Source organism: Catenuloplanes japonicus (assembly GCF_000717135.1).
GTDB classification, from domain to species: Bacteria; Actinomycetota; Actinomycetes; order Mycobacteriales; family Micromonosporaceae; genus Catenuloplanes; species Catenuloplanes japonicus.
Map to the genome: position 1 here is coordinate 21,503 of NZ_JNXY01000001.1, position 22,228 is coordinate 43,730.

Genomic DNA, 22,228 nt, shown 5'->3' on the forward strand with positions numbered 1-22,228 from the left:
GCCGGCTCCCGTTCACCGCCCCGGCGGTCCGGCGGCAGCGCGGCGGTCGTGCCGTCAAGCGGTCCCCGGCGCGGCGGTCGTGCCGTCAAACGGTCCCCGGCCCGGCGGCCGTGCCGCCGCCTGCCTACCGGGCCCGCCGCCCGTCCCGCCCGCGCCGCGTCCGTTCGGTGATCAGGGCGTCCCTCATGTTGTTAGAGCAACATGAGGGACGCCCTGATCACCGAGGTGTGCGGCGTCGCGGCGATCGCTGGTAGAACGCGATCGTGGCGCCGTGCACCGTGAACAGCCCCGCCCTCCGGAACTCGGCACGCAGCACCGGCGCGACCCGAGGCTTGTGGATCAGCGGATCCTCCGGCCCGGTCGAGGCCACGACCAGCCACACCCGGTCCACGCGATCCAGCCGGTCCGCCACCTCGGGAAACTCGTCCGCGGTCAGCGCCGCGACCTGCCCCGCCGTGCGGCGCAGCAGCACGTCGACCGGCCGGCCCGGATCACCCCGGTAGTAGAAGTCCACGCCGGCCCGCAGCGCCCGGTTCCCGTCCTGGTAGAGGATCGCGTCACCGGCCGAGTCCCTGTCCTGGATCATCCTGGTCAGCGCCCGGTAGTCGGACCCCTTCTTGGCCAGGTCCGCCCGCTGCTCCCGCTGCCCCGGCCACGCCACCCCCGCCAGCACGACCAGCGCCACCGAGACCTGCGCCCACGCCCGCACCCGCGCCCACGGCACGGCGCGACCGGCGGCCCTCGGGGCGGCAGTGCGGCGGCGGGCATCGGCTCCCGGCCCGGCCGTGCGGCGGCAGGCATCGGCTCCCGGCGTGCCGTGATCCGGAGATGCCGTCGGCGAGCCCGGCTCCCGCTGATGCGGGGTTCGCGCCGGAAACGGGCCGCGGACGATGCCGGCCGCGGCCAGCAGCGCCAGCGGCGGGAGCACGATGAGCAGATAGCGGGGCACCCACAGCGGGCCCACGAGCAGCGAATACGCCGCCAGTGCCGCCATCGGGACCACACAGAGCGCGCCGAGCCCGGCCGGCGCCGGCCGCACGGTGCCGGGAAGCGGATGCCGCGCGGTGCCGGGAAGCGGATGCCGTCCGGCGCGCACCGGCGGGAGCCGGGCGACGGCCGGCAGCGCCAGTCCGATCAGGAGCCAGGCCGCGGCCGCGGAGCCGATCAGGTCGGCGGGGGTGCGGCGCAGCACGGCCGGGGAGAGTGGCTTGATCCAGGCGACCTGGCCGGACTGCTGGCCGGACCCGAGCAGCGCCAGCGGCACGAGCAGCATCAGGACGAGCGCGGCCGAGACGGCCCAGGGGCGCAGCAGCGGGCGGGCGCGCCGCGTGACGATCAGCGCGTGCGCGCCCAGCACCGAGACGCCGACGATGTGGGTGAGACCGAGCAGCAGCACGGAGAGTGCGTACAGCGCCCACCGCCACCACGCCGGGCGGCGCAGCGTGCCGTGGAGCAGCAGCAACGCGAGCACGGAGAAGAGCACGCTGCACGCGTACGGCCGGGCCTCGGCCGCGTATCGGAAGCTGTTCGGCATGATCACCAGGATCAGGCCCGCGGTCAGGCCGGTGAGCGGTGTGAACAGCCGTCGTCCCAGCTCACCGGTGATCCCGGCCGCGAGTGCCATCGCGATCACCTGCGGGAGCCGCATCGCGGTCTCCGAGGCGCCGGCCAGCGCGGTCCAGGCATGCATGGCCAGGTAGTACGGCCCGAGCACCGCGTCGATGTGCCACATCAGCGCCCAGATCTCGGCCGGCGTGCGCCGCGCGATGTCCGCGGTGGCGACCTCGTCCCAGCTGAAGCCGGGCCCGGTGATGCTGATCAACGCGGTGACCAGCATCAGCACGCCGGGCAGCACGCCGGGAACGCATCTTTTCGCGAGGCCGGTCACGCGGCGCCCGTCGGCGCGGGAGGCACGGCGCCGGATGGCACCGGACGCGCGCTGCCCGATGACACCGGCGGCGCCGCGGGCGACGATGACGGAGGCGAGCCGGTGGGGGCGGCCCGAGATGCGGCGGGCGACGACACGGGAGGCGTGCTGACTCAAACCCGATCCTCTACATGACACGCCGCCAGGCGTCGATGATCACGGCGACCCGCATGCCCTCGGAGAGGTACAGGCCGAGTGCGGGCCGGCGCGGGTCCGAGTCCACGTGCAGGATCGAGCCCACGTAACCGTCCCGGGCGTCCGCCGCGAACGCGTGCCGCAGCAGCCATCGTCCCAGCCCGCGGCCCTGAAACGCGGGATGCACGCCGAGCAGGCGCACGTAGCCGCACTTCTCGTCCGGCACGAACATGGTGGAGCGCAGCACCAGGCCGGCCGGCTCGCCGGCGTCCGTGTAGAGCACGGTCAGGAACGACCAGTCGTGCACGCTGCCGGTCTCCAGGTTGGCCGCCCAGTCGCCGAACTCGCGCCGCACGTGCCCGTAGTGGTCGTGGAACGCGGCCTCGCGCACCGCATGCGCGTCCCGCCGGATCTGCTCCGACTCCGCGCCGTTGCGCGCCGTGAAGCCCGGCGGCAGGGGCGGGAACGCCACCTCGCCGGTGTGGTCGATGCGCAGTCTCTGGTAGACGGTGCCGACCTCGAACCCGTACCCGGCCAGGCGGGCCGCGGAGGCGGTGTCCTCGCGGTAGACGCCCGCGTCCACGGTGACGGACGGCCAGCCCCGCTCGCGCCCGATCTCGCCGGCCCGCTCCAGGACCGTCTCCCAGAGCCGGTCCGCGAGCGCGGGGTCGGTGGCGAACACGTCCACGTCGACGATGGTGCCGTCGCCGCCGCCCGGCCAGGCGTAGCCCCAGCCGGCCGCGTCACCGCCGGCCGCGTCCACGACCAGCCACGCGTCCGTGGCCAGGTTCCCGTCCGTGGAACGGAGATCGTCGCGCACGTCCTCCAGCGTGTAGTCGAGCCGGCCGATCGCGGCCCGCTGGTAGGCCGCGATCACCGCGTGGACGGCCTCCGCGTCCGCCGGGGTGGCGCGGCGCACGTCGTACCGTGGCGAAAGGTCCTTCATGCCCGTGACGGTAACCTCAGGCCGTCGCGCATGTCCCCGCATTTGTGCGCGGCTCGACCCGGTCGGCCACGGTGTGCAGCGCCCGTGCGATCGCGCGGCGGGCGGCGACGGTCCGGGCGGGCCGGGGCGCGCGGTCGGCGCGGACCGGTGCACCCGGCTGCGCGGAGGTGATCTCGCGCATCATCGCCTTCATCGCCATGTCCATGCCGAGGGCGTCGGTGGTCTGCATGTCAGTTCCTCCCGTCGGGTGCCGGGCCGGTGCTGGCCCGGACGATGAGCTCGGTGGGGAGCGCCACGCGGCGCCCCTCCGCGGTGGCCGGCGGGTCGAGCAGCAGCTCACCCGCGATGCGGCCCTTCTCGGTGGCGGGCTGGCGGACCGTGGTCAGGCCCGCCTCGGCCGCCTGGGGGATGTCGTCGAAGCCGATGACGGACACGTCACGTCCGGCGCGCAGGCCGCGGGCGCGCAGCGCGTCCATGGTGCCGAGCGCGATCACGTCGCTGAACGCGACCAGCGCGGTCGGCCGGTCGCGGCGGTCGAGCACCTGCGCGGCGCCCTCCACCCCGGCCTCCCGGCTGTTGCCCCGCACGTTGACGATGGTCACCTCGTCCCAGTCCAGCCCCGCTTTCCGCCAGGCCTGCTGGTAACCGCGCAGCCGTTCGCTCTCGCCCAGGTAGGACACGTCCGAGGGCTCGCGGACCACGGTGCCGAGCGGGCTGATCGCCGGGTGCAGCATGTCGGCCACGATCGCGACCCGGCGGTGGCCGAGCGCGGTCAGGTGCATGCCGGCCGCACGGGTCGCGGCCGCCTCGTCGATGCCGGCGGCCAGCATCTCCGGGTCGCCGGCCAGCAGCTCGGTGCCGACCACGGGCAGCCCGCGCTCGAAGATCGCCTGCCGTGCCGGGTGGCCCTCGGCCACGCAGAACACGCAGAACCCGTCGACCGCGGCGTTGCGCACGGCGGCGCGGGCGGCCTCGGGATCGTCCGGGACCGGGATGAGCAGCAGGCCGGTCTGGTGCCGTTCCGCCGCCAGCGACAGTCCTTGAAGGAACCGGACCGCGAACGGGTCCCGGAACGCGTAGGACAGGACGTCCGTGAAGAGCACGCCGATCGCGCCGGCGCGGCCGCGGCGCAGGGACCGGGCCGTCGGGTTCGGACCGGCGTAGCCGAGCTCGCGGGCCGCGGTGAGGATGCGCTCGCGCAGCTCGGGGGAGAGCTGGTCGGGTCGCCCGTACGCGTTCGACACGGTGCTGCGGGACACGCCCACCGCGTCCGCCACGGTCTGCAGCGTCGGCTTCACGCTGCGCCTCCTCTGTATCGATCCAGTTGCCTTCTAAATCGATACAGTAGGCGCGCTCGGGCGTACCCGCAAGAGGTTTTCTGGATCGATGCAGAAGCCGCCGCGACCCATCGCGTGCCGGGGCCGCCGCGCCTGACATGATCGGGGCCATGAACGGGGACGTCGCCGAGAAGACCACTGTGGACAAACTGGCCCGGGTGGTGACCGAGGTGTTCGCGCCGACCGTCTGGGCCGTGACCATGCCGTTCGTCTTCGCGATCGCGCAGACTCGGTCGGTCGCCGGTTTCTGGTGGGCGCTGCTGGCCTGCATACCCTGCGCGCTGATCCCCTACGGCATCGTCCGCTACGGCGTGGTCCGCGGCACGCTCACCGACCACCACATCGGACGCCGCGAGCAGCGCCGCACCCCGCTGCTGCTGGCCATCGGCTCCGTCCTGGCCGGCCTGGTGCTGCTCATCGTGCTCGAGGCGCCGTCCCACCTGATCGGCGTCATCGTGCTCATGCTCGGCGTCCTGGTGCTGGTCATGCTCAGCAACCTGGTCTGGAAGCTCAGCGTGCACACCGCCGTCGCCGCCTCCTCCAGCACCGGCCTGATCTGGCTGTTCGGCCCCGCGCTGCTCGTCCTGGTCCCGGTGGTCGCCGCGGTCGCCTGGTCCCGTGTCCGGCTCGCGGACCACACCTGGCTGCAGGTCGCGGCCGGCACGGCGGGCGGCGCCGCGGTCGCCATGCTGCTCGGCCCGCTCTTTTTCTGAGGAGATTCTGTCGCACCCGGTCGGCATGACACCGTTACGCGAGATCCGGGGCGACGCGACCGGCCCGCAGGCCAAAGGCCCCAAGATCGGCGCGCACATCTGCGACGACCTCGGCGGGGAGCGTGAGGTGAGCGTCACGGTGTGTAGGACTACGCATCGTGATCGATTGACAGCGCGTGCCCGTTGCGCGCGGATATGAGCGGGCTTCTACAGTGCTTCACGTGACGACGGAGAGCGCCGCGAGTGTCGAGATCGAGATCGAGGTGGAGGTCGAGCACCCCGCCGAGCGGGTCTGGCGTGCCCTGACCGAGGAACGGCTGCTCCGGCAGTGGTTCGCCGACACCGATCTGAAGCCGCGCGTCGGCGCGTTCTTCCAGTTCTCCGGCACCGACCTGCCCGGTCTGCAGCCCGACCCGGCCGCCGAGCTGCCGGACGAGGGCTCGGTCGTCGAGGGCGAGGTCGTCGGCGTCGAGACCGGCGAGCGGATCGTGCTGTTCCTGCACGGCCCCGGCCTGGTCTCCCGCTTCCGCTGGGAGATCGCCCCGGTCGACGGCCACCGCACGCGCGTGGTGCTGCACCAGTCCTGGCGCGAGGGCGCGGGCTCGGACGCCGAGCTGGCCGAGAAGCGCGCGGCGTACGAGACCGCGCTCGGCACACCGCTCGCCGCCGTGCTGGACTGGCTCGCGTTCGGCGAGGTCGACCTGGAGAGCATGCGCGGCCGGCGCGGCCCGGAGACCGTGATCATCCCCCGGCTCAGCGTGGCCGGCCTGCGCAGCGCCCGCACGCCGCTGATCATCGCGGGCGTCGTGGTGCTGATCGGCCTGATCGCGGTCACCGGCGGCATCCTCTGGGGCCGCAACGCCGACGGCGACGACCTGGCCGCGGACCCGGGCGTCCCCACGGTCACGTCCTCGGCCTCGGCCGGCGCGACCGAGGACCCGCTCGCGTCCTCGACCAGCATGACGCTCCCGTCCGCCGGGGCTGAGGCCCCGTCCGCCGGCGCCACCACGAAGCCGCCGAGCCTGCCGCCGCCGTCCGCGAACACGCCCGCGGCACCGCCGTCGCCCGGCACGGTCGACGCGCTGACCGCCGCCTACAAGACGGATGCGGACTGGGCGTTCGGCTACCGCGGCAAGATCGATCTGGCGAACCCGGGCACGGTCGAGAACGGCGCCTGGACCGTGGTGATCACGCTCAAGAACCCGATCGCGGTCACGAAGGTGACCGGGGCAAAATTCACCCAGTCCGGTGAGACCGTCACGTTCACGCCCGAGGCCGGTGTGCTCCCGGTCGGCGCCGGCGGCGGCACCGCGTCGTTCACGTTCGAGGCCGATCTCAAGGGCTCCATCTTCAGCGACCGAGAGCCCACGGCCTGCACGATCAACGGGCGTGCCTGCAGCGGTGTCTAATGTGGGGGCATGGCTGAACCGACGTACATGAACCCGTTCGTGCTCCCGGTCGACCAGATCGTCCCGGAGAGCCGCGACCCGATCGACCTCTACCTGCCCGAGGGCGAGGGACCGCACCCCGCGATCGTCTTCGTCCACGGCGGCCCGGTGCCGGTCGAGATGCAGCCCTCGCCGCGGCACTGGCCGATGTTCCGCGGCTACGGCGCGCTGGCCGCCTCCCGTGGCGCGGTCGGCGTCGTCGTGGACCACCCGCTGCACACGCCCGCGGACTACCCGGCGTCCGCGGCCACGCTGGTCACCGCGCTCGCGACGGTCCGCGCCGACCCGCGCGTCGACCCGGACCGGATCGCGGTCTGGTTCTTCTCCGGCGGCAGCCCGCTCTCCGCGGACCTGCTCCGCGAGCCGCCGGCCTGGCTGCGGGTGCTGGCGTTGACGTACCCGCTGCTGGAGCCGTTCCCCGGCATGGACGTCGACGCGGTCTACCGGCCGGTCGAGGCGGTCGCGCTCGCGGGGGCGCTGCCGATCGTGCTGACCCGGGCCGGCCGGGAGCACCCGTTCGTGGCCGGCACGGTGGCGAACTTCGTGGCCGCGGCCGAGGCGGTCAAGGCCGACCTGCGCATCGTCGACGTGCCGAACGGCCGGCACAGCTTCGACATCCTCGACCACACGGACGAGTCCCGCGAGGCCGTGCTCGCCGCGCTGACGCTGGTCCTGGACGAGCTGAACTGACCGGTGATCGGGGCGTCCAGAACGACCTACGGGCCGCCCCGATCTCGGACGGTGCCGGGCGCGCCACGCCTCAGATCGGGTCGGGGGCGGGGAGTTCGGCGAGCCAGTCCGCCACCGAGGTCCGGAAGTCGTCCTTGACCGGCAGTGCGGCCCCGCGCAGTGCCCGGCGCCACGACATCGCGCGTGACACGCGCGTCACCCGGCAGGCCAGCGACACGGACCGGCGGAGAACGGCCCGGTCACCGGGCCACTCGGACAGGTAGGCGTCGCGCAGGCGGGCGAACTCGGGCGCGCCGGGCCGCAGGTCCAGCGCGTACCCGGCGAACGACAGCGCCACCAGCAGCGACCCGAACGGGTGCGCCACCCCGGCGTCACCCCAGTCGAAGAACCGGTGCGGCGGGCCCGCGAACACGTTCGCATCGGTCAGGTCGTCGTGCTGCACGCTCGCGGGAATCCCGGACGCGGCCAGCTCCGCACACCACTCCGCGAAGGCGGGCACCACCCCGGACACCCGCTCCAGGCGCGCCGGACCCAGGTCCGCCCGGACCGCGGGATCGTCCAGCAGCGACGCCAGCTGCTCGGGCAGCACGGACGGCCGATGATCCGGCACGCCCAGCGCCACCAGCTCGTCCGCGATCGGCGTCACCTCGCGCTGCAGCGCCGCGTACTCCCGCAGCATCGTGCACCAGCGCGCGAGCGTCCCGTCCCGATCCGACGCGGCGACCTCGTCGCGCAGCGTCGGGCCCGCGTCCGGCGTCAGCATCCAGCCGTGCGCGGCCGAGATCGCGAGCGGCGACAGCACCCGCTCCGGCCGGCCGCGGCCGAGCCGTTCCGCGAGCACGGCCTCGTACCGGCAGTCCGTGATGTTGGCCTTGAACCACCGGAATCCGGCGCCGGTCGGCACGCGGTGCGTGACCGACCACGGCCGCGCCCGCATCTGTTCGATCGGGCCGGTCGCGGGGGCGTCCAGATGCGCGGTGATCCACTCGTGGGCGGAGGCGCGCCAGTCGGGGTCGTGCCAGTCGTTGTCCATCGCGCGAAACCCTAGTGAGCTGCGCGTCCACGGCGCACGGAATTACGCGGCGCGCTCCTGCACGGTCCACGAGTTGCCGTCCGGGTCCTCGAAGAACACGAACGAGTTCCACCGCCCGCCCGGCCCGTCCACCCACCGGCCCGCGCTCAGATGCCGCACGCCGCTGACCTCCACCCCCTGCGCCAGCAGCCGTTCGCGCGCGGCCGCGAGGTCCGTCACCACCAGCCGCGTGCCGCGCAGCGACCCGGGCGGCCCGTCGCCCATCCCGGTGCCGAACACCATCGAACACGGCGATCCCGGCGGCGTGACCTGCACGATCCTGCGTTCCGGCGCCGGACGGCTGTCGTGGTCGACCCTGAAGCCCAGCTTCTCCGCATAGAACTCCCGGGCGGCGTCCACGTCCGTCACCGGCACGACGACAACTTCGAGCTTCCAGTCCATGTCCGCCGATTATGCGGTCCCCCACGCGGCCGGGCCGCCCCGATCACACGGTCGAAGGACACAATCCACCCCATCAGTGGGTACGACTCGGAACTCCGGCTTGACCCTCGACTCACTCGACCCTCCACCGTCGGACCCCGTCACGTCCCTCGCCCGGGTGGAGTCAAGAACCGTGCCTCGTCATACCCCGGTGGTCCTCTGGCTCGCCGGCACCGCCCTGAGCCTGGCCGGCACGCAGGCCATGGGATTCGCGCTGGTGTGGTCCGCCGCGGCCCGCAGCGCGCCGCTCGCCGCACTCACGCTGACCGCGATCATCGTGCCCCGCGTGCTGTTCCTGCTCCCCGGCGGCGCACTGTCCGACCGGCTCGGCGCGTGGCGGGTGCTGGTCGGCGCCGACATCGCCGCCGCGGTCGCCACGCTGACGTGCGCGCTGCTGCTGACCGTGTTCCCGTCCTCGCCGTGGCTGATCCCGCTGGTGGCGCTGTCGAGCGGCATCGCCGACGCGGTCTACCTCCCGGCCTCCGCCACCGTCCCGCGCCTGCTCACCGACGAGAGCGGGTCGCTGTCCCGCACGATGGCGGCGCGGCAGATCGCCGGCCAGTCCGCGGCGCTGGCCGGTCCCGCGCTCGGCGGCCTGCTGGTCACCGCGGTCGGCCTGGCACCGGTGGTCGCGGCGAACGGCCTCACGTTCGCCGCGATGGCGATCGTCCTGATCCGCCTGCGACCCCACCTCACGACGACCGGCCGGCCGGATCGGGTGATGTCCGCGACCGGGCACGCCGGCACGGGCCCGGCGGTGGACCCGCCTGCGGCCGGTCCGACCGCGGGCGAAAGCTCCCACGCGGATCCGCCCGGCTCCGGCGCGGGGACCGGGCGATCGCGGACGGCGCTCGCCGATGCCGTGCGGGGGACGGCCGCCGGGCTGCGGATCGTGCTGGTGGACCCGGTGCTGCGGCCGGCGCTGGCGCTGACCGCCGCGGCTGCCGCGTTCCTGCTCCCGGTCTCCAGCCTGCTGCTGCCGCTGCTGGCCCGGGAACGCCACTGGCCCGGCTCGCACACCGGCCTGCTCGCCGCCGCGCTCGCGGCCGGCACCGGCGGGATCGCGCTCATCGTGCTGCTGCGGGGTGCGCTGCCGCGGCCGGGTCTGGTCGCGGCGGCCGGCCTGCTCACGGCCGCGGCCGGAACCGCCGCGCTGGCACTCGGTGACCGGCTGCCGTTCGGCGGCCGGCCTGCCGCGGGCGCCTGCGCGCTGCTCCCGGCCGCGGCCGCCGCGCTGGTGGTCGGCGTCGGCTCCGGCGTGTTCGCCACGCATGTCGGGCCGCTGTTCCTCGGGCGGGCGCCGCGCAGCCATCTGGCGCGTACCCAGTCCGTGCTGGTCCTGGCGCAGAGCCTGCCGCTGCTCGCCACCCAGAACCTGTTCGGTGCGGCGTCCGCGCCCGTGGGCGTACCCCCGCTGCTCCTGATCTGTGGTCTGGCTCTTGCCCTCGCCTCCGGGCTGGCGTGGCGGTCGCGCCCGCTCAGGGACGCGTGAGGCGGCCAAGATTGCTATCGTCGGCCGGTGCGTTTCCTGGCGATCGGCGACAGCTTCACCGAGGGAGTCGGCGACGAGCTCCCGGACGGCACCATCCGGGGCTGGGCGGACCTGGTCGCGGCCGGTCTGGCGGCCGCGTCGGACGAGCCCGTCGAGTATGCGAACCTGGCGGTCCGCGGCCGCCTCCTCGAGCCGATCATCAACGATCAGCTGGAGGCCGCGCTGGCCATGTCGCCGCTGCCCACGCTGATCTCGCTGAACGGTGGCGGCAACGACATGCTGCGGCGCGGCATGGAGGTCTCGCACCTGATGCGCCTCACCGAGCACGCGGTCACGCGCTGTGCGGACAGCGGCGTGCAGTTGCTGCTGATCAGCGGGCCGGACCCGTCGACGCGCCTGCCGTTCGGCAGGACGATCCACCAGCGCGGTGCCGAGCTGACCGTGGCCGTGGCGGAGCTGGCCGGGAAGCACGGGCTGCCGTTCGCGAACTCGTTCGACGACGTGGAGATCCGCCGTCCGGAGTACTGGTCGGCGGACCGCCTGCACCTCAACGCGGCCGGTCACCGGCGCGTCGCCGGGATCGTGCTGACCGCGCTCGGCCACGCGGCCGGCGACCACCGGCTCGACCCGGCGCCCGCGTCGTCCCGCCGGCTGCTGGCCGAGGCGCGCTACTACCGCGAGCACGTGGTGCCGTGGCTGCAACGGAGGCTGCGGGGACGCTCGTCCGGCGACGGCCGGTCCGCGAAATATCCTGCCTGGACACCGGTCCCGGCGGCCTGAGCCTCCGCCGGGACCGGTCCGGGGATCGAGCTCAGGCCGCCGCGAGCGCGGAGACCCGGGCCGCGATGGTGCGGCCGTGCGACTCGGCCGCGGTGTGCGCGTCCGTCAGCGACTTGTCGGCCAGGCCGCGCAGCGCCTCCATCGCGGGCGTGACCGCGGCCAGCGTCAGCTCGGCCTCGGCGATGTGCACGTCCAGGCCGAGCACGTCGGTGAACATGCGCCGGAAGTACGGCGTGCCGTGGTCCCAGCCCTCGCGCGGCGTGCCCGGCCCGTAGCCGCCGCCGCGCACCGTGACCAGCACGGCCGGGCGGCCCTCCAGGATCCGGTCGCCGCCGACGTTGAACCGCGGCTCGGTCAGCAGCAGGTCGAACCAGGACTTCACGTGGTGCGGGATGTTCCAGTTGTAGAGCGGGATGGCCAGCAGGTAGGCGTCCGCGGCCAGCAGTTCGTCCGCGAGCGAGCCGGCCAGCGCGGTGGCGTCGCGCTGCGCGGCGGAACGGTCCTCGGCCGGCGTGAACCCGGCGCCGACCGCGGTGCGCCAGGCGTCCGCGGGGAGCGGGTGCTGGCCGAGGTCGCGGCGCAGGATCGGGACACCGGGGTGCTCGGCGGCCCACGCGGCCTGCACGGTGTCGGCGACCGCGCGGCTCACCGAGCCCTCGGTGCGGATGCTGGCGTCGAGGCGGAAGAGCGTCATGGTGACTCCCAGGAACGGTATCGGTCTGTCCGTTAGATCGTCTGTGCAGAATACTATCTCGTCAACCGTAGTCTGCGTCACAGACGATCCGGAAATCACGCGGTCGGGGGACTGGTAAGGATCCGTACTATGGGATCGTGACCACTGCCGCTGAAGCCGAAGCCGCGCTCGCTGCGCACGCGCACGCGTGTGAAGTGCAGGGCCACAAACCGATCGACACCGACCTCGGCTGGGGTCTCGGTGTGGTGTTCCGCAGCTACCTCCGTGCCTCCGAGCACGTGGTGGAGGCGCTGCCGGGCGGGCCGCGCGGCTACCAGATCCTGCGCATCGCCGCGGGCGAGACGGCGCTCAGCCAGGCCCAGCTCGCGCAGCACCTCGGCATCGACCGGACCGTGATGACGTACCTGCTGGACGACCTGGAGGCCGCGACGCTGGTCGAGCGCCGGCCGGACCCGGCGGACCGCCGCACGCGCCGGATCGTGGCCACCGCGCACGGCCAGGAGCGGCTCGCGGTGCTCACCGAGGGCTTCGAGGCGGCCGAGGAGCAGGTGCTCGCGTCACTGCCGGCCGGGGACCGCGCACTGTTCCGCGTGCTGCTGCAGCGCCTCGCGACCGTGGCCGACGAGAACGACATCCAGGACGCGTGCGCGGCGGCCGAGGAGACGGCGGCGCAGGCCCAGGCCGCGCCGCGCCGCTCCCGCCGTCGCTGAGACGCCGCCAGGACGCCGCTACGACGCCGAGGGCGTCGGGGAGGCGGGGGTGGCGGAGAGGCCGGCGCAGGCGCGCAGCGCGTCGAGGCGCTTGACGGCCGCGGACGCCTCCGAGCCGGTCAGCGGCTCGGCCTGGCCGGTGGACCGCATCCGGGCCGGGGCGAACGACGCCTGCGTGACGGTGCCGCCGTGCACGGTCACCTGCAGCACGCCGGTGTCGGACGAGACGCGCGAGTCGGCGAACCAGACCAGGTCACCCAGGCCGTAGGCGACGTACGCCGTACCGAGCCAGCCGGCGCCCTGCAGCGTGTGCGCGCCGGTGCCGACGATCACGTCCGCGCCCGCGCCGGACAGCGAGGCCGCGAGCCGCTGCTGCGCCACCGAGGGGCACTGCGCGTCCTCCCGGCCCCACTGGTTGTAGACGACGACCACGTCCGCCACGCGCTTGGCGTCGATCACGGCCGCGACCGCGCGCTTGTCGTCCTCGGGCGCGGCCACGCCGGGATCCTTGCCGGAGGCCGCGAAGCTCTCCGCGAACAGCGGGCCGGTGTTGAGCGCGAGCACGGCGATCTTCACGCCCTGGGACTCGGTGATCCAGGCGCGGAACGCGGACTCCTCGTCCCTGCCCGCGCCGACGACCGGGAAGCCGGCCTTGTCCGCGGCCGCGAGCGTGTCCGTGAGGCCCTGCGGGCCGTAGTCGAGCACGTGGTCGTCCGCGATCGAGACCACGTCGAGGCCGGCCTCCTCCAGCGCGGGGAACACGCTGGCGGGTGCGCGGAAGTTGCCCTCCTTGCGGATCGGCTCGCCGCGCGTGGTGACCGCGGACTCCAGGTTGGCCACGGTCACGTCCGCGGCCGTGAGCAGCGGCACGAGCGCGCCGAACGCGTTGGACGGGTCCTTGAGCAGCGTGGCCGCGCGGCCGGCGAAGTGCACGTCGCCGGCGAGGCCGATCGTGACCGGCCGGGCCGGTGCCGGGGTCTCGTCCGTGAAGACCGGCAGGAACGGCGTGCCGGTGGCGGACACGGGCTTCGGGGCGTCGTCCGTGGCACAGGCCGTGGCCAGGCACAACACCGCCATCGGAAGAGCGAGCAAGCGAAGCCGTCCCAGTGTCACGGCTGCATAGCGTAGGGACAAATGGCGCGGTTGAGGATCACAGAGGCATAACGAAGTCCTAGGACGCAGTAACCGTCACGAACGGGGCGTAATCGCAAGATCAGCGTGGGGCAGGTGATCGCGCGCGGACCGGGCGTTATAGTGGCCCGGCAGCGGACTGGCCGGCTCGGGGCCGGTCGAAGCGGGAGGGGATGTCGTGGCGCGTCGGCCTGCGCCTTGGGCGCCCGGACAGCCGCTCGACGGCATCTTCACCGAGCGCGTCGCCACCTGGCCGAACGTGATCAGTTTCGTCCGCCTGCTCGGCGTCCCGCTGTTCCTCTGGCTGCTCGTCGCGCAGGACGCCAAGCTCGCCGCGCTGATCGTGCTGGCCATCGGCGGCACCACCGACTGGGTGGACGGCTGGGTCGCCCGCCGCCTCGGCCAGGTCAGCCGCCTCGGCGAGCTGCTGGACCCGTTCGTCGACCGGCTCTACATCGTCGCCACGCTGGTCGCGTTCACGCTGACCGCGGTGGTGCCGTGGGAGTTCACGGCCGCACTGGTCGCCCGCGAGGCAGTGCTGGTGGTCTGCCTGGTCATCCTGCGCGCGCACGGTTACGGCCCGCCGCCGGTGCACTACGTCGGCAAGACCGCCACGTTCATGCTGCTCGTCGCGTTCCCGATCCTGCTGCTGTCCCAGGCCGCGGAGCCGGCCGCCGCGGCCGCGCACGCGATCGGCTGGGCCTGCGCGATCTGGGGCCTGGTGCTGTACTGGATCGCGGCGTTCTTCTACATCTACCAGGTGTCGCGGCTCATCCGCGTGGCCCAGCCGGCGGGCGACCTGACATGAGTGAGACGGGGGCCGGCCCGGAGGACGTGTCAGGGGAGGGCAGCCGGGCGAAGCGGAAGCAGTACGCGCCGGACTTCCTGACCGAGCTGTTCCGCAACCCGCTCGACCCCGGCTACGCCGACGCGGCCGCCCGCCGGGAGAAGGAGGGCCCGCGCACCGGCTGGCGCGGCGCGTCCGCCCGCGGGTTCGGGCTCGTCACGCTGGTGCTGGTCGGGTTCCTGTTCGCGATGGCCTACCGGCAGACCGTGGCCGAGCAGCCCGCGCGCGGCCAGGCCCGCACCGCGCTCGTCGACCAGATCCACACCCGCCAGGAGTCGGCCACCGAGCTGGAGCAGCGGGCCGCCGCGCTCCGCGCCGAGGTCAACGCGCTGCGCGCGGCGAACCTGGAGGGCGACACCGCGGAACGGCTCCGCAACCTGGAGGCGGTCACCGGCCTGGCCCGGGTCGAGGGCGACGGCGTCGTGGTCACGGTGGCGGACGGGCCGCGCGACATCAACGCGGTCACCGGCGGGCGCAAGGACGTCTCCAAGGTGCTCGACCGCGACCTGCAGGACATCGCGAACGCGCTGTGGTCGATCGGGGCGGAGGCGATCGCGATCAACGGCGAGCGCCTGACCGCCACGTCCACGATCCGGGCCGCGGGCGAGGCGATCCTGGTCGACTTCCACCCGATCACCGGGCCGTACGACGTGGTTGCGATCGGGCCCGACGACATGAAGGAGCGGTACGAGGACACGCGCAGCGCCGCGCTGTTCCGTACGCTGGTCGACCGCTACGGCATGAAGTTCCAGGTCTCGGCGCGCGACGACCTGGAGTTGCCGGCCGCGGGCAGCGCCGACCTGAAGCACGCCTACCCCTCGCCCGCCCCCACGCAGCCGGCCTCGGCCTCCCCGACCTCCCCGACGACCTCCCCGGAAGGCGAATGATGTACGCGGTCATCGCGTTGATAGTGGGCGTCCTGCTCGGTGTGTACCTGGACCCGACCGTGCCGCCCGCCCTGCTGCCCTACCTGCCGATCGCGGTGGTGGCGGCGCTGGACGCGGTCTTCGGCGGCGTGCGCGCGCAGCTCGACCGGAACTTCGACGACAAGCAGTTCGTCATCTCGTTCATCTCGAACGTGCTGGTCGCCGCCGTGATCGTCTATCTGGGTGACCAGCTGGGCGTGGGCGGTCAGCTCTCCACCGGCGTCGTCGTGGTCCTCGGCGTGCGGATCTTCGGCAACGTGGCGGCCATCCGGCGCCACCTGTTCAGCGCGTGACGGGTAGCTTGTAGCCGATGAGCAGCGACGAGCCGGAGAACGGCGCCGCCCGGGTGCCGTCCACGCCGCCGAAGCCCCCGATCGAGGACCAGCCCACGGTCCACCTGACCGCGGCCGATCTGCGCCACACCGAGCCGCCCGCGACGTCGGTGCCGCCGGTGGTGCTGCCGCCGGTCGCGCCCCCGTCCGGTTTCGCACCCAAAAATCCAGACAAGAACCCCGACGTGGGTACGGAAGACACCGTGCGACTGTCGGCGCGCCGGCCGAGCCCGCAGCAGTCGTCGTCCCAGGTCAGTCCGGCCTCGCCGCAGAGGCCGGTGAGTCCGGCTGCACCGCAGACGCAGGCAGGCCCGTCCGCGCCGCAGAGCCCGTCCGCGCCGCAGTCTCCGGCAGGGCCGGCCGCGCCGCGGATCCCGAGCTTGCCCAGGCCGGTGAGTCCGGGCGGGCCCAGCGTGCCGGTGAGTCCGGGGGCGCCGAGACCGCAGGCCGATCAGGTCGCCGCCGCGAGTGCGGGGCAGCCGCAGGCCGAGGCCGTGGCACCGGTCGCGCCGGTGAGCCCGGCGGCACGGACGGCTCCGGCCGGTGCGCCGGCGGACCGGCCCAGGCCCTCGCCGGGCCCGTCGGCGGAGAAGCCGGCGGTGATTCCGGCCGTCGCGGTGACGCCCGAGGCCACGGCCCGGCCCGAGGCGAGCGCACCCCCGGAGGCCCGGAAAGTCGTCGCGCCCGCGACACCGAAGGGCGCACGCGCAGCCTCGGCAGCGGCGAAGCCGTCGGAGGCGGACGCCGGGGGCTCGGCCGGGGCCGTGGACGGCCCTGGCGTACCCACTGATGGGGTTGATCCTGAGACGGCCGCGCCGGCGCGGCGGCGGATGTCCGGCACGACCGTGATGATCGCGCTGCTCCTGCTGTTGTTCGGGTTCACGCTGGTGGTGCAGCTGAAGGCGAACGACGGGGACACCACGCTGCTGACCATGCGTCAGGAGGATCTGGTGCGGATCCTGTCCGACCTCGAGTCGACGGAGCAGCGCACCCAGGCCGAGGTCGCGGAGCTGGAGGACAGCAAGCAGTCGCTCAGCTCCGGCGCCGAGGGCCGGGAGGCGGCGCTGCGGGAGGCGTCCGAGCGGGCGAACGATCTCGGCGTGCTCGCCGGTGAGCTGCCCGCGCGGGGGACCGGCCTGACCATCAAGATCAATGGTGGGGACGATCAGGTCGAGGCGGACGACCTGCTCAACATGGTGCAGGAGCTGCGCGGCTCGGGCGCGGAGGCGATGCAGATCGCGGGCGGCGACGGCACCGCGGTGCGGATCGTGGCGTCCACCTCGTTCCAGGACGCGCCGGCCGGCCAGGGCGGCGACCAGTTCGGCGTGGTCGTCGACGGGAAGCGGCTGACATCGACGTACACGATCACGGTGATCGGCGATCCGAAGACCATGGAGACGGCGCTCCGGATTCCCGGCGGGGTGATCGAATCGATCATGGACAACGGCGGTAACGTGACCCCCCAAGAACAAGGCGTGGTCGACGTGTCCGCAATCCACGACGTCAACACGCTGAGGTACGCCCGACCGGTCTCCTGACCGGGCTCTCACCGAAGGACGAACGACCCGTGATTCCTGAGCACCTGCGTTACACCGCCGAGCACGAGTGGGTCTCCGGCGACGGCCCGGCCGCGGTGCGCGTCGGCATCACCGACTTCGCGCAGGACGCGCTCGGCGACATCGTCTACGTGCAGCTGCCCGACGAGGGTGCGACCGTGCAGGCGGGCGAGTCGCTCGGCGAGGTCGAGTCGACCAAGAGCGTCTCCGAGATCTACGCGCCGATCTCCGGCACGGTCGCGGCGCGTAACACCGCGCTGGCCGACACGCCCGAGCTCATCAACACGGATCCGTACGGCGAGGGCTGGCTGCTCGAGATCGTTCCCGCCGACCCGGCCGCCGTCGCTGCGCTGCTCAGCGCCACAGCCTATGGTGAACTGATCAACAAGTAGTTTGGGTCGCACCGACAGAGTGTGATATCTGACAACCAGACGCGTTGCGCGCGTCCGGTTGCCGCACCCTACCCCGCTGGCTACTCTGCCGTAGTCACGCGAGAACTTGATATTGAAACCGCATTGTCGAACGTCCTTCATATGCCACAGACGGCAGCCGGGGGAGGCCCCGCCGGGCGCTGGCCGGCGGTTGTCCCGGTCCGGGGGACGTGCGACCGAAACAGACACGAGGTGGTCCGATGACGCGCCCAGACGACGAGTTCCCCCCACTCGACGTCACGTCGACGCTGAACCTGGGTTCGCTCGACGAAGTGCTCGATGGTCCGGATGCCGACGTGGTGCCCAGCCGGATGTCCGGCTCGCTCCCGCCCGGCATGGCGCTGCTCGTCGTCCGCCGGGGGCCGAACGCGGGCGCCCGGTTCCTGCTCGACCACGACGTGACGACCAGCGGTCGGCACCCCGACAGCGACATCTTCCTCGACGACGTCACGGTCTCCCGGCGGCACGCCGAGTTCCACCGCGACAGCGGGACCTTCACGGTCCGGGACGTGGGCAGCCTCAACGGCACCTACGTCAACCGCGAGCGGGTCGAGGCCGCGACGCTCTCCAACGGCGACGAGGTCCAGATCGGCAAGTTCCGGCTCGTCTTCATCGCCGGGCCGCGCCCGGACGAGGGTGGCCGCTGATGCTCCTGATCCTCCTGCCTAGCGAGGACATGTCATGACTGTCTCCGGGGCGGCGGCCGCCTTCCCCGGTCCGCCGCCCGGTCACCATCACCGGGCGGCGCAGCAGGACGGGCGCCGCCTGATGAGCATCGGTGAGGTGCTGTCCGAGCTGCGCCCGGATTTTCCCGACACCACGATCTCCAAGCTGCGGTTCCTCGAGTCCGAGGGCCTGGTCGAGCCGGAGCGCACCGCGTCCGGCTACCGGAAGTACAGCCGGGACGACCTGGCGCGGCTGCGGTTCGTGCTGACCGCGCAGCGGGATCAGTACCTTCCGCTGCGCGTCATCCGCGCGCAGCTGGCCGAGATGGAGGCCGCCGGTGCGACGCCGGTGGCCCTCCGCCTGGTGGGCTCCTCGCCCGAGGAGAGCGTCGCTCCGGAGCCGGTCGACACCCGGTGCAGCCGCACCGAGCTGCTGGAACGGTCCGGCCTGACCGACTCGTCACTCTCCGAGATCGAGCGGCTCGGCCTGATCGTCTGCCGTTCCCCCGGATGGTACGAGGAGGAGGCGCTCGTGATCGCGCAGGCCGTCGCCGGTCTCGCGCACTACGGGATCGAGCCGCGGCACCTGCGCGCGTTCCGGGCCTCCACCGATCGTGAGGTCGGTCTCTATGCGCAGCTGATCGCGCCGCTCGCGCGGCAGAAGGACCCCGCTGCCCGGGCTCGCGCCGCCGAGACCGCCCATGAGCTGGCCGGACTCTCCCAGTTGCTGCATGCGGCGCTGTTGCGGGCCGGTCTGCGCGACATCCTCGAGCGCTGAGTTGGGGATTTGTCCGTAACACGCGTGACGTAGGCTCGCTTGGGTACGGTGCCCGGCATCGCACGGCGCGGGTGGCACTTACGCATGGTGATCCGTGTACCGTGCAGGTGAGGGGCAGAAACGCGTCTCCCACCACCCTTCGCGGTGGTGGCGGGACGCACACACATAAGCGACACGGAGGCAGCGGTGCGCGAGCTGAGCGTGGTCGGGGTGCGGGTCGAACTGCCCAACAACCAACCGATCGTCCTGCTCCGCGAGGTCGAGGGCGACCGTTACCTGCCGATCTGGATCGGTGCGGTCGAGGCCACGGCCATCGCCTACGAGCAGCAGGGGGTCAAGCCGGCCCGGCCGCTGACCCATGATCTGCTGCGGGACATTCTGACGGCGCTGAACGCGCCGCTGCAGGCCGTCGAGATCACCGAGCTGAAGGAGAGCGTGTTCTACGCGGATCTCCTGATCGGCGACGGTGTGCGCGTGTCGGCCCGCCCGAGCGACTCCATCGCGCTGGCGCTGCGGGTCGGCGCCCCGATCCGCTGCGCCGAGCAGGTGCTCAGCGAGGCCGGCATCGTCATTCCTGATGAGCAGGAGGACGAGGTCGAGAAGTTCCGGGAGTTCCTCGAGGGCGTGCGCCCCGAGGATTTCGCGGGCTGATCAACGGGTAGGTAGGCTTCGCGTTACGGTGACGGTGCGGTTACGCTGCGCATGTTCCCCCGTACGCGGCGTGTCGCGGCAAAGCATCCGCGATCCGGCCCGATGTGCGCTATATGGTGGGGCTCGTCGAGGGACGCGGCACCGCACAGCGGGAGGTAGTCGCATGGACGAATCTGGTGGATCAGCTCCGGCTCCTGAAGCCGACGACGGCATCGGGATCGGAATCGGCGAGGACGGCACCGTGGGCTACCGCGGCGTGACCGCCTGCCACGCGGTCGGCATCAGCTACCGTCAGCTCGACTACTGGGCACGCACGCAGCTGGTCGTCCCGAGCATCCGTGACGCGTCCGGCTCCGGCACCCAGCGCCTCTACTCCTTCCGCGACCTCGTCGTGCTGAAGGTCGTCAAGAGCCTCCTGGACGCCGGCGTCTCCCTGCAGAACATCCGCAAGGCCATCGAGACGCTCCGCTCGCACGGCGTCGAGGATCTGGCCGGCATCACGCTCATCTCGGACGGCACCACCGTCTACGACTGCCGTTCCCCCGAGGAGGTCGTCGACCTGCTCCAGGGCGGCCAGGGCGTCTTCGGCATCGCGATCGGCGGCGCGTTCAAGGAGATCCAGGGATCGCTGTCCCACCTCCCGGGCGAGCCCGCCGTCTTCGCCACCCACACGCCGGTTCCCGAGCCGGAGCCGGACTTCAACGACGAGCTGGCTGCCCGGCGCGCGCGCCGGCGGGCGGGCTGATGGGGACCTGGGACACCGGTCCGTTCGACAACGACGGGGCGGGGGACTGGCTGGCCGACCTTCGCCACGCGTCGGCCGCCGACCGCCCGGGGCTGCTCCTCGACGCGCTCCGCAACGTGACGGACGAGCCGGAGTACGTGGAGGTGGACACCGCGCAGGCCGCGCTGGCCGCCGCCGCGGTCCTGGCCGGCGAGGTGCCCGACTTCCTGGCCGACAGTCCGCTCACGCTGCCGGCCGGCACCGACGCGCTGGCGGTGCGCGCGCTGGACCGGATCATGGGCCCGGACAGCGAGTGGCACGAGCTCTGGTCCGACGACTCGTCCGACCCCGACGACGCCAAGGCCGCGTTCGCGGTCGTCCAGGCCCTGCGCCTGCGCCTCACCGCTGCCTGATCCCCGTCTTCGAGCCGTGCGGGTGGCACTCTCACCCGGTCGGGGTCACTTTCGGCTGATCGGGAGCGCCGGCAGGCCGGCCGGTGACAGGATTTCCGCGGCGCGCCGGTCGGGTTCACACGCTCTCACTGTCCAACCTCCGGCCCGGCCCGCCACGGGGGAAATGTCATGAAAAACAGGGCTATGAAGGTCTCGGTGCTCGCGGGGGTGCTCGCGGCGATGGTGCTGCCGGGGGCCGCGCACGCCGGCGAGCCGGCCGGCGTGATGCAGAACGGGCCGGCGTACCTCAGGAACGTCGGGCTGGACGGGTGCCTGACCGCGGTCGACGACGCGGCCGGCACGAAGCTGGTCCGGGTCAAGCCGTGCGACGGCTCGTTCTCGCAGATCTGGTTCACCCGGGAGCTGGACGTGGACCTGGTCGGAAGGCCCAGCTTCACGGTGCGGAAGAACGCGCGTGAGTGCCTGGAGCTGATCGGCGACGAGCTGCCGTCGACCGGGCGGCTGGCGCTGCGCGAGTGTGACGAGACCGATCCCTACCAGGTGTTCCGGGCCTCGAAGGCGGACTGGTCGGTGCCGACCTGGCGCGTCTCCAATCCGCCGTCCGGTTCGTGGCTGAAGGCGTTCCAGGAGCACGAGGCGCCGTATGTCTCGTGGACGAAGGAATGGCCGGGCGCGTACGCGGAGTGGGAGCGCGTCCCGGTCGGGAAGTAGCTCGTTGACGTGCGTGGGGAGGGCCGTGGTCCTCCCTGCGCGCGGTCGTTTTCGCCGAACCTCCGCGCCGCCGGGCCGCCGGTGACAGGATCGTCCGCGGCGTGCCCGCCACCAGCACCGCCATCGGCCGGCCGCGCCGGTGCACTATGGGGGATATTTCATGAAAAAGTTAGTTAAAGCAGTTGTTATTGGGGCCGGGTTGGCCGCGATGGCGTTGCCGGGAACCGCGCAGGCCGCCTCGCCGGCCGAGGCCTGGGGACTGCTCAAGAATGCCGGCCTCGACGCCTGCCTCGACGCGGCGCCGGGGAACTCCACCGTGATGGTGGACTGCGACGGCTCCACCAGCCAGCGGTGGCTGCTGGAGAACCTGGGCGAGCAGACCGGAGAGTACGGCTCGTTCCGCCTGCGCAAGAACGACCGGGAGTGCGCGGAACTGGCCGGCACCTGGGCCGGCGCCACGCTACGGATCGGCCCGTGCGACCTGCACGCGCCGCACCAGCTCTTCCAGATCACCCAGGCCGGCGGGAACGTCGGCGACCTGCACCTCCACGGGCAGGAGAACAAGCAGCTCCTGAAGGCCTATCACCGCGGCGAGGCGCCGTTCACCTCGGCGACGCTGGAGTTGCCGGGTGACAACGCGGTCTGGACCTTCCGGCCGCGAGGCTGAGGGGAAGGGCC

General features: G+C 72.9%; 26 protein-coding genes. 18 read left to right on the forward strand and 8 right to left on the reverse strand.

Features of this window, described 5'->3' with window-relative positions; translation table 11 throughout:
• Window positions 1-217: 217 nt before the first annotated feature.
• Genes OP04_RS56345 through OP04_RS00110 form a run of 4 tightly spaced genes read right to left on the reverse strand, consistent with a single transcriptional unit; the run spans window position 218 to window position 4,306 of the window.
• Window positions 218-2,044: a glycosyltransferase family 39 protein gene (locus tag OP04_RS56345; protein WP_035085777.1), complete on the reverse strand. Its 1,827-nt coding sequence runs from the start codon at window positions 2,042-2,044 to the stop codon at window positions 218-220.
• A gap of 10 nt (window positions 2,045-2,054) precedes the next feature.
• Window positions 2,055-3,008, reverse strand: coding sequence for a GNAT family N-acetyltransferase (locus OP04_RS56350; protein ID WP_033337370.1), 954 nt, complete (start codon window positions 3,006-3,008; stop codon window positions 2,055-2,057).
• Window positions 3,009-3,024: 16 nt separating this feature from the next.
• A complete protein-coding gene (locus OP04_RS00105) occupies window positions 3,025-3,237 on the reverse strand; it encodes a hypothetical protein (protein WP_033337371.1) in 213 nt (70 codons plus the stop codon).
• Window position 3,238: 1 nt separating this feature from the next.
• The gene (locus OP04_RS00110) at window positions 3,239-4,306 is read right to left on the reverse strand and encodes a LacI family DNA-binding transcriptional regulator (RefSeq protein WP_085066104.1); all 1,068 of its coding nucleotides are present in this window, start codon (window positions 4,304-4,306) and stop codon (window positions 3,239-3,241) included.
• Between the two features lie 149 nt (window positions 4,307-4,455).
• Here OP04_RS00110 and OP04_RS00115 point away from each other — a divergent pair, with 149 nt between their 5' ends.
• From OP04_RS00115 to OP04_RS00125, 3 genes are all read left to right on the forward strand, one after another.
• Window positions 4,456-5,058, forward strand: a complete 603-nt coding sequence (locus tag OP04_RS00115; RefSeq protein WP_051796866.1) for a hypothetical protein — start codon at window positions 4,456-4,458, stop codon at window positions 5,056-5,058.
• Between the two features lie 221 nt (window positions 5,059-5,279).
• Window positions 5,280-6,467 carry a cellulose binding domain-containing protein gene (locus OP04_RS00120; protein ID WP_033337374.1) on the forward strand — a complete coding sequence of 396 codons (1,188 nt, stop codon included), beginning with the start codon at window positions 5,280-5,282 and terminating at the stop codon, window positions 6,465-6,467.
• Between the two features lie 9 nt (window positions 6,468-6,476).
• Entirely contained in the window at window positions 6,477-7,196 is a 720-nt protein-coding gene (locus OP04_RS00125) for an alpha/beta hydrolase (RefSeq protein ID WP_033337375.1), read from the forward strand.
• A gap of 70 nt (window positions 7,197-7,266) precedes the next feature.
• Here OP04_RS00125 and OP04_RS00130 read toward each other — a convergent pair whose 3' ends face one another.
• Together OP04_RS00130 and OP04_RS00135 are read right to left on the reverse strand one after the other, a co-directional pair.
• The gene (locus OP04_RS00130; protein WP_033337376.1) at window positions 7,267-8,229 is read right to left on the reverse strand and encodes a phosphotransferase family protein; all 963 of its coding nucleotides are present in this window, start codon (window positions 8,227-8,229) and stop codon (window positions 7,267-7,269) included.
• Between the two features lie 42 nt (window positions 8,230-8,271).
• Window positions 8,272-8,670: a VOC family protein gene (locus OP04_RS00135; RefSeq protein WP_033337377.1), complete on the reverse strand. Its 399-nt coding sequence runs from the start codon at window positions 8,668-8,670 to the stop codon at window positions 8,272-8,274.
• Between the two features lie 172 nt (window positions 8,671-8,842).
• Between OP04_RS00135 and OP04_RS00140 the strand changes: the two genes are divergently transcribed.
• A complete protein-coding gene (locus OP04_RS00140; RefSeq protein WP_232323408.1) occupies window positions 8,843-10,201 on the forward strand; it encodes an MFS transporter in 1,359 nt (452 codons plus the stop codon).
• A 27-nt stretch (window positions 10,202-10,228) separates the two neighbouring features.
• On the forward strand, window positions 10,229-10,981 hold the full coding sequence (locus OP04_RS00145) for an SGNH/GDSL hydrolase family protein (RefSeq protein ID WP_033337378.1): 753 nt from the start codon (window positions 10,229-10,231) through the stop codon (window positions 10,979-10,981).
• A gap of 31 nt (window positions 10,982-11,012) precedes the next feature.
• On the opposite strand, the gene OP04_RS00150 is transcribed toward OP04_RS00145, so the two are convergent.
• Window positions 11,013-11,675: an FMN-dependent NADH-azoreductase gene (locus OP04_RS00150; RefSeq protein ID WP_033337379.1), complete on the reverse strand. Its 663-nt coding sequence runs from the start codon at window positions 11,673-11,675 to the stop codon at window positions 11,013-11,015.
• A gap of 137 nt (window positions 11,676-11,812) precedes the next feature.
• Between OP04_RS00150 and OP04_RS00155 the strand changes: the two genes are divergently transcribed.
• On the forward strand, window positions 11,813-12,385 hold the full coding sequence (locus OP04_RS00155; RefSeq protein ID WP_232323409.1) for a MarR family winged helix-turn-helix transcriptional regulator: 573 nt from the start codon (window positions 11,813-11,815) through the stop codon (window positions 12,383-12,385).
• A gap of 18 nt (window positions 12,386-12,403) precedes the next feature.
• Here OP04_RS00155 and OP04_RS00160 read toward each other — a convergent pair whose 3' ends face one another.
• A complete protein-coding gene (locus tag OP04_RS00160) occupies window positions 12,404-13,462 on the reverse strand; it encodes a CapA family protein (protein WP_051796869.1) in 1,059 nt (352 codons plus the stop codon).
• Between the two features lie 232 nt (window positions 13,463-13,694).
• Here OP04_RS00160 and OP04_RS00165 point away from each other — a divergent pair, with 232 nt between their 5' ends.
• The 12 genes from OP04_RS00165 (at window position 13,695) to OP04_RS00230 (ending at window position 22,217) form a co-directional block, all read left to right on the forward strand.
• Window positions 13,695-14,324, forward strand: a complete 630-nt coding sequence (locus tag OP04_RS00165; protein ID WP_033337380.1) for a CDP-alcohol phosphatidyltransferase family protein — start codon at window positions 13,695-13,697, stop codon at window positions 14,322-14,324.
• On the forward strand, window positions 14,321-15,250 hold the full coding sequence (locus OP04_RS00170; RefSeq protein ID WP_033337381.1) for a DUF881 domain-containing protein: 930 nt from the start codon (window positions 14,321-14,323) through the stop codon (window positions 15,248-15,250). Before OP04_RS00165 ends, OP04_RS00170 begins: the two co-directional genes overlap by 4 nt.
• Complete coding sequence (locus OP04_RS00175) at window positions 15,250-15,582, forward strand: small basic family protein (RefSeq protein ID WP_033337382.1); 333 nt, start codon at window positions 15,250-15,252, stop codon at window positions 15,580-15,582. The genes OP04_RS00170 and OP04_RS00175 overlap by 1 nt, the downstream gene beginning before the upstream one ends.
• A 638-nt stretch (window positions 15,583-16,220) precedes the next feature.
• The gene (locus OP04_RS56740) at window positions 16,221-17,159 is read left to right on the forward strand and encodes a DUF881 domain-containing protein (RefSeq protein ID WP_408606696.1); all 939 of its coding nucleotides are present in this window, start codon (window positions 16,221-16,223) and stop codon (window positions 17,157-17,159) included.
• Between the two features lie 29 nt (window positions 17,160-17,188).
• Window positions 17,189-17,569 carry a glycine cleavage system protein GcvH gene (gene gcvH / locus OP04_RS00195; protein WP_033337386.1) on the forward strand — a complete coding sequence of 127 codons (381 nt, stop codon included), beginning with the start codon at window positions 17,189-17,191 and terminating at the stop codon, window positions 17,567-17,569.
• A 239-nt stretch (window positions 17,570-17,808) separates the two neighbouring features.
• Window positions 17,809-18,255 carry an oxoglutarate dehydrogenase inhibitor Odhl gene (gene odhI, locus OP04_RS00200; RefSeq protein WP_033337387.1) on the forward strand — a complete coding sequence of 149 codons (447 nt, stop codon included), beginning with the start codon at window positions 17,809-17,811 and terminating at the stop codon, window positions 18,253-18,255.
• A gap of 121 nt (window positions 18,256-18,376) precedes the next feature.
• Window positions 18,377-19,051, forward strand: a complete 675-nt coding sequence (gene ftsR / locus OP04_RS00205; RefSeq protein WP_033337931.1) for a transcriptional regulator FtsR — start codon at window positions 18,377-18,379, stop codon at window positions 19,049-19,051.
• Between the two features lie 186 nt (window positions 19,052-19,237).
• Window positions 19,238-19,702 (forward strand): bifunctional nuclease family protein, encoded by a 465-nt coding sequence (locus tag OP04_RS00210; protein WP_033337388.1) that lies wholly within the window; start codon window positions 19,238-19,240, stop codon window positions 19,700-19,702.
• A gap of 163 nt (window positions 19,703-19,865) precedes the next feature.
• Window positions 19,866-20,447: a MerR family transcriptional regulator gene (locus OP04_RS00215; protein WP_051796870.1), complete on the forward strand. Its 582-nt coding sequence runs from the start codon at window positions 19,866-19,868 to the stop codon at window positions 20,445-20,447.
• Complete coding sequence (locus OP04_RS00220; protein ID WP_033337389.1) at window positions 20,447-20,839, forward strand: DUF4259 domain-containing protein; 393 nt, start codon at window positions 20,447-20,449, stop codon at window positions 20,837-20,839. The genes OP04_RS00215 and OP04_RS00220 overlap by 1 nt, the downstream gene beginning before the upstream one ends.
• Before the next feature lie 168 nt (window positions 20,840-21,007).
• Window positions 21,008-21,550 (forward strand): RICIN domain-containing protein, encoded by a 543-nt coding sequence (locus tag OP04_RS00225; protein WP_157239056.1) that lies wholly within the window; start codon window positions 21,008-21,010, stop codon window positions 21,548-21,550.
• 208 nt (window positions 21,551-21,758) lie between these two features.
• On the forward strand, window positions 21,759-22,217 hold the full coding sequence (locus tag OP04_RS00230) for a ricin-type beta-trefoil lectin domain protein (protein ID WP_198153639.1): 459 nt from the start codon (window positions 21,759-21,761) through the stop codon (window positions 22,215-22,217).
• Window positions 22,218-22,228: the final 11 nt, after the last annotated feature.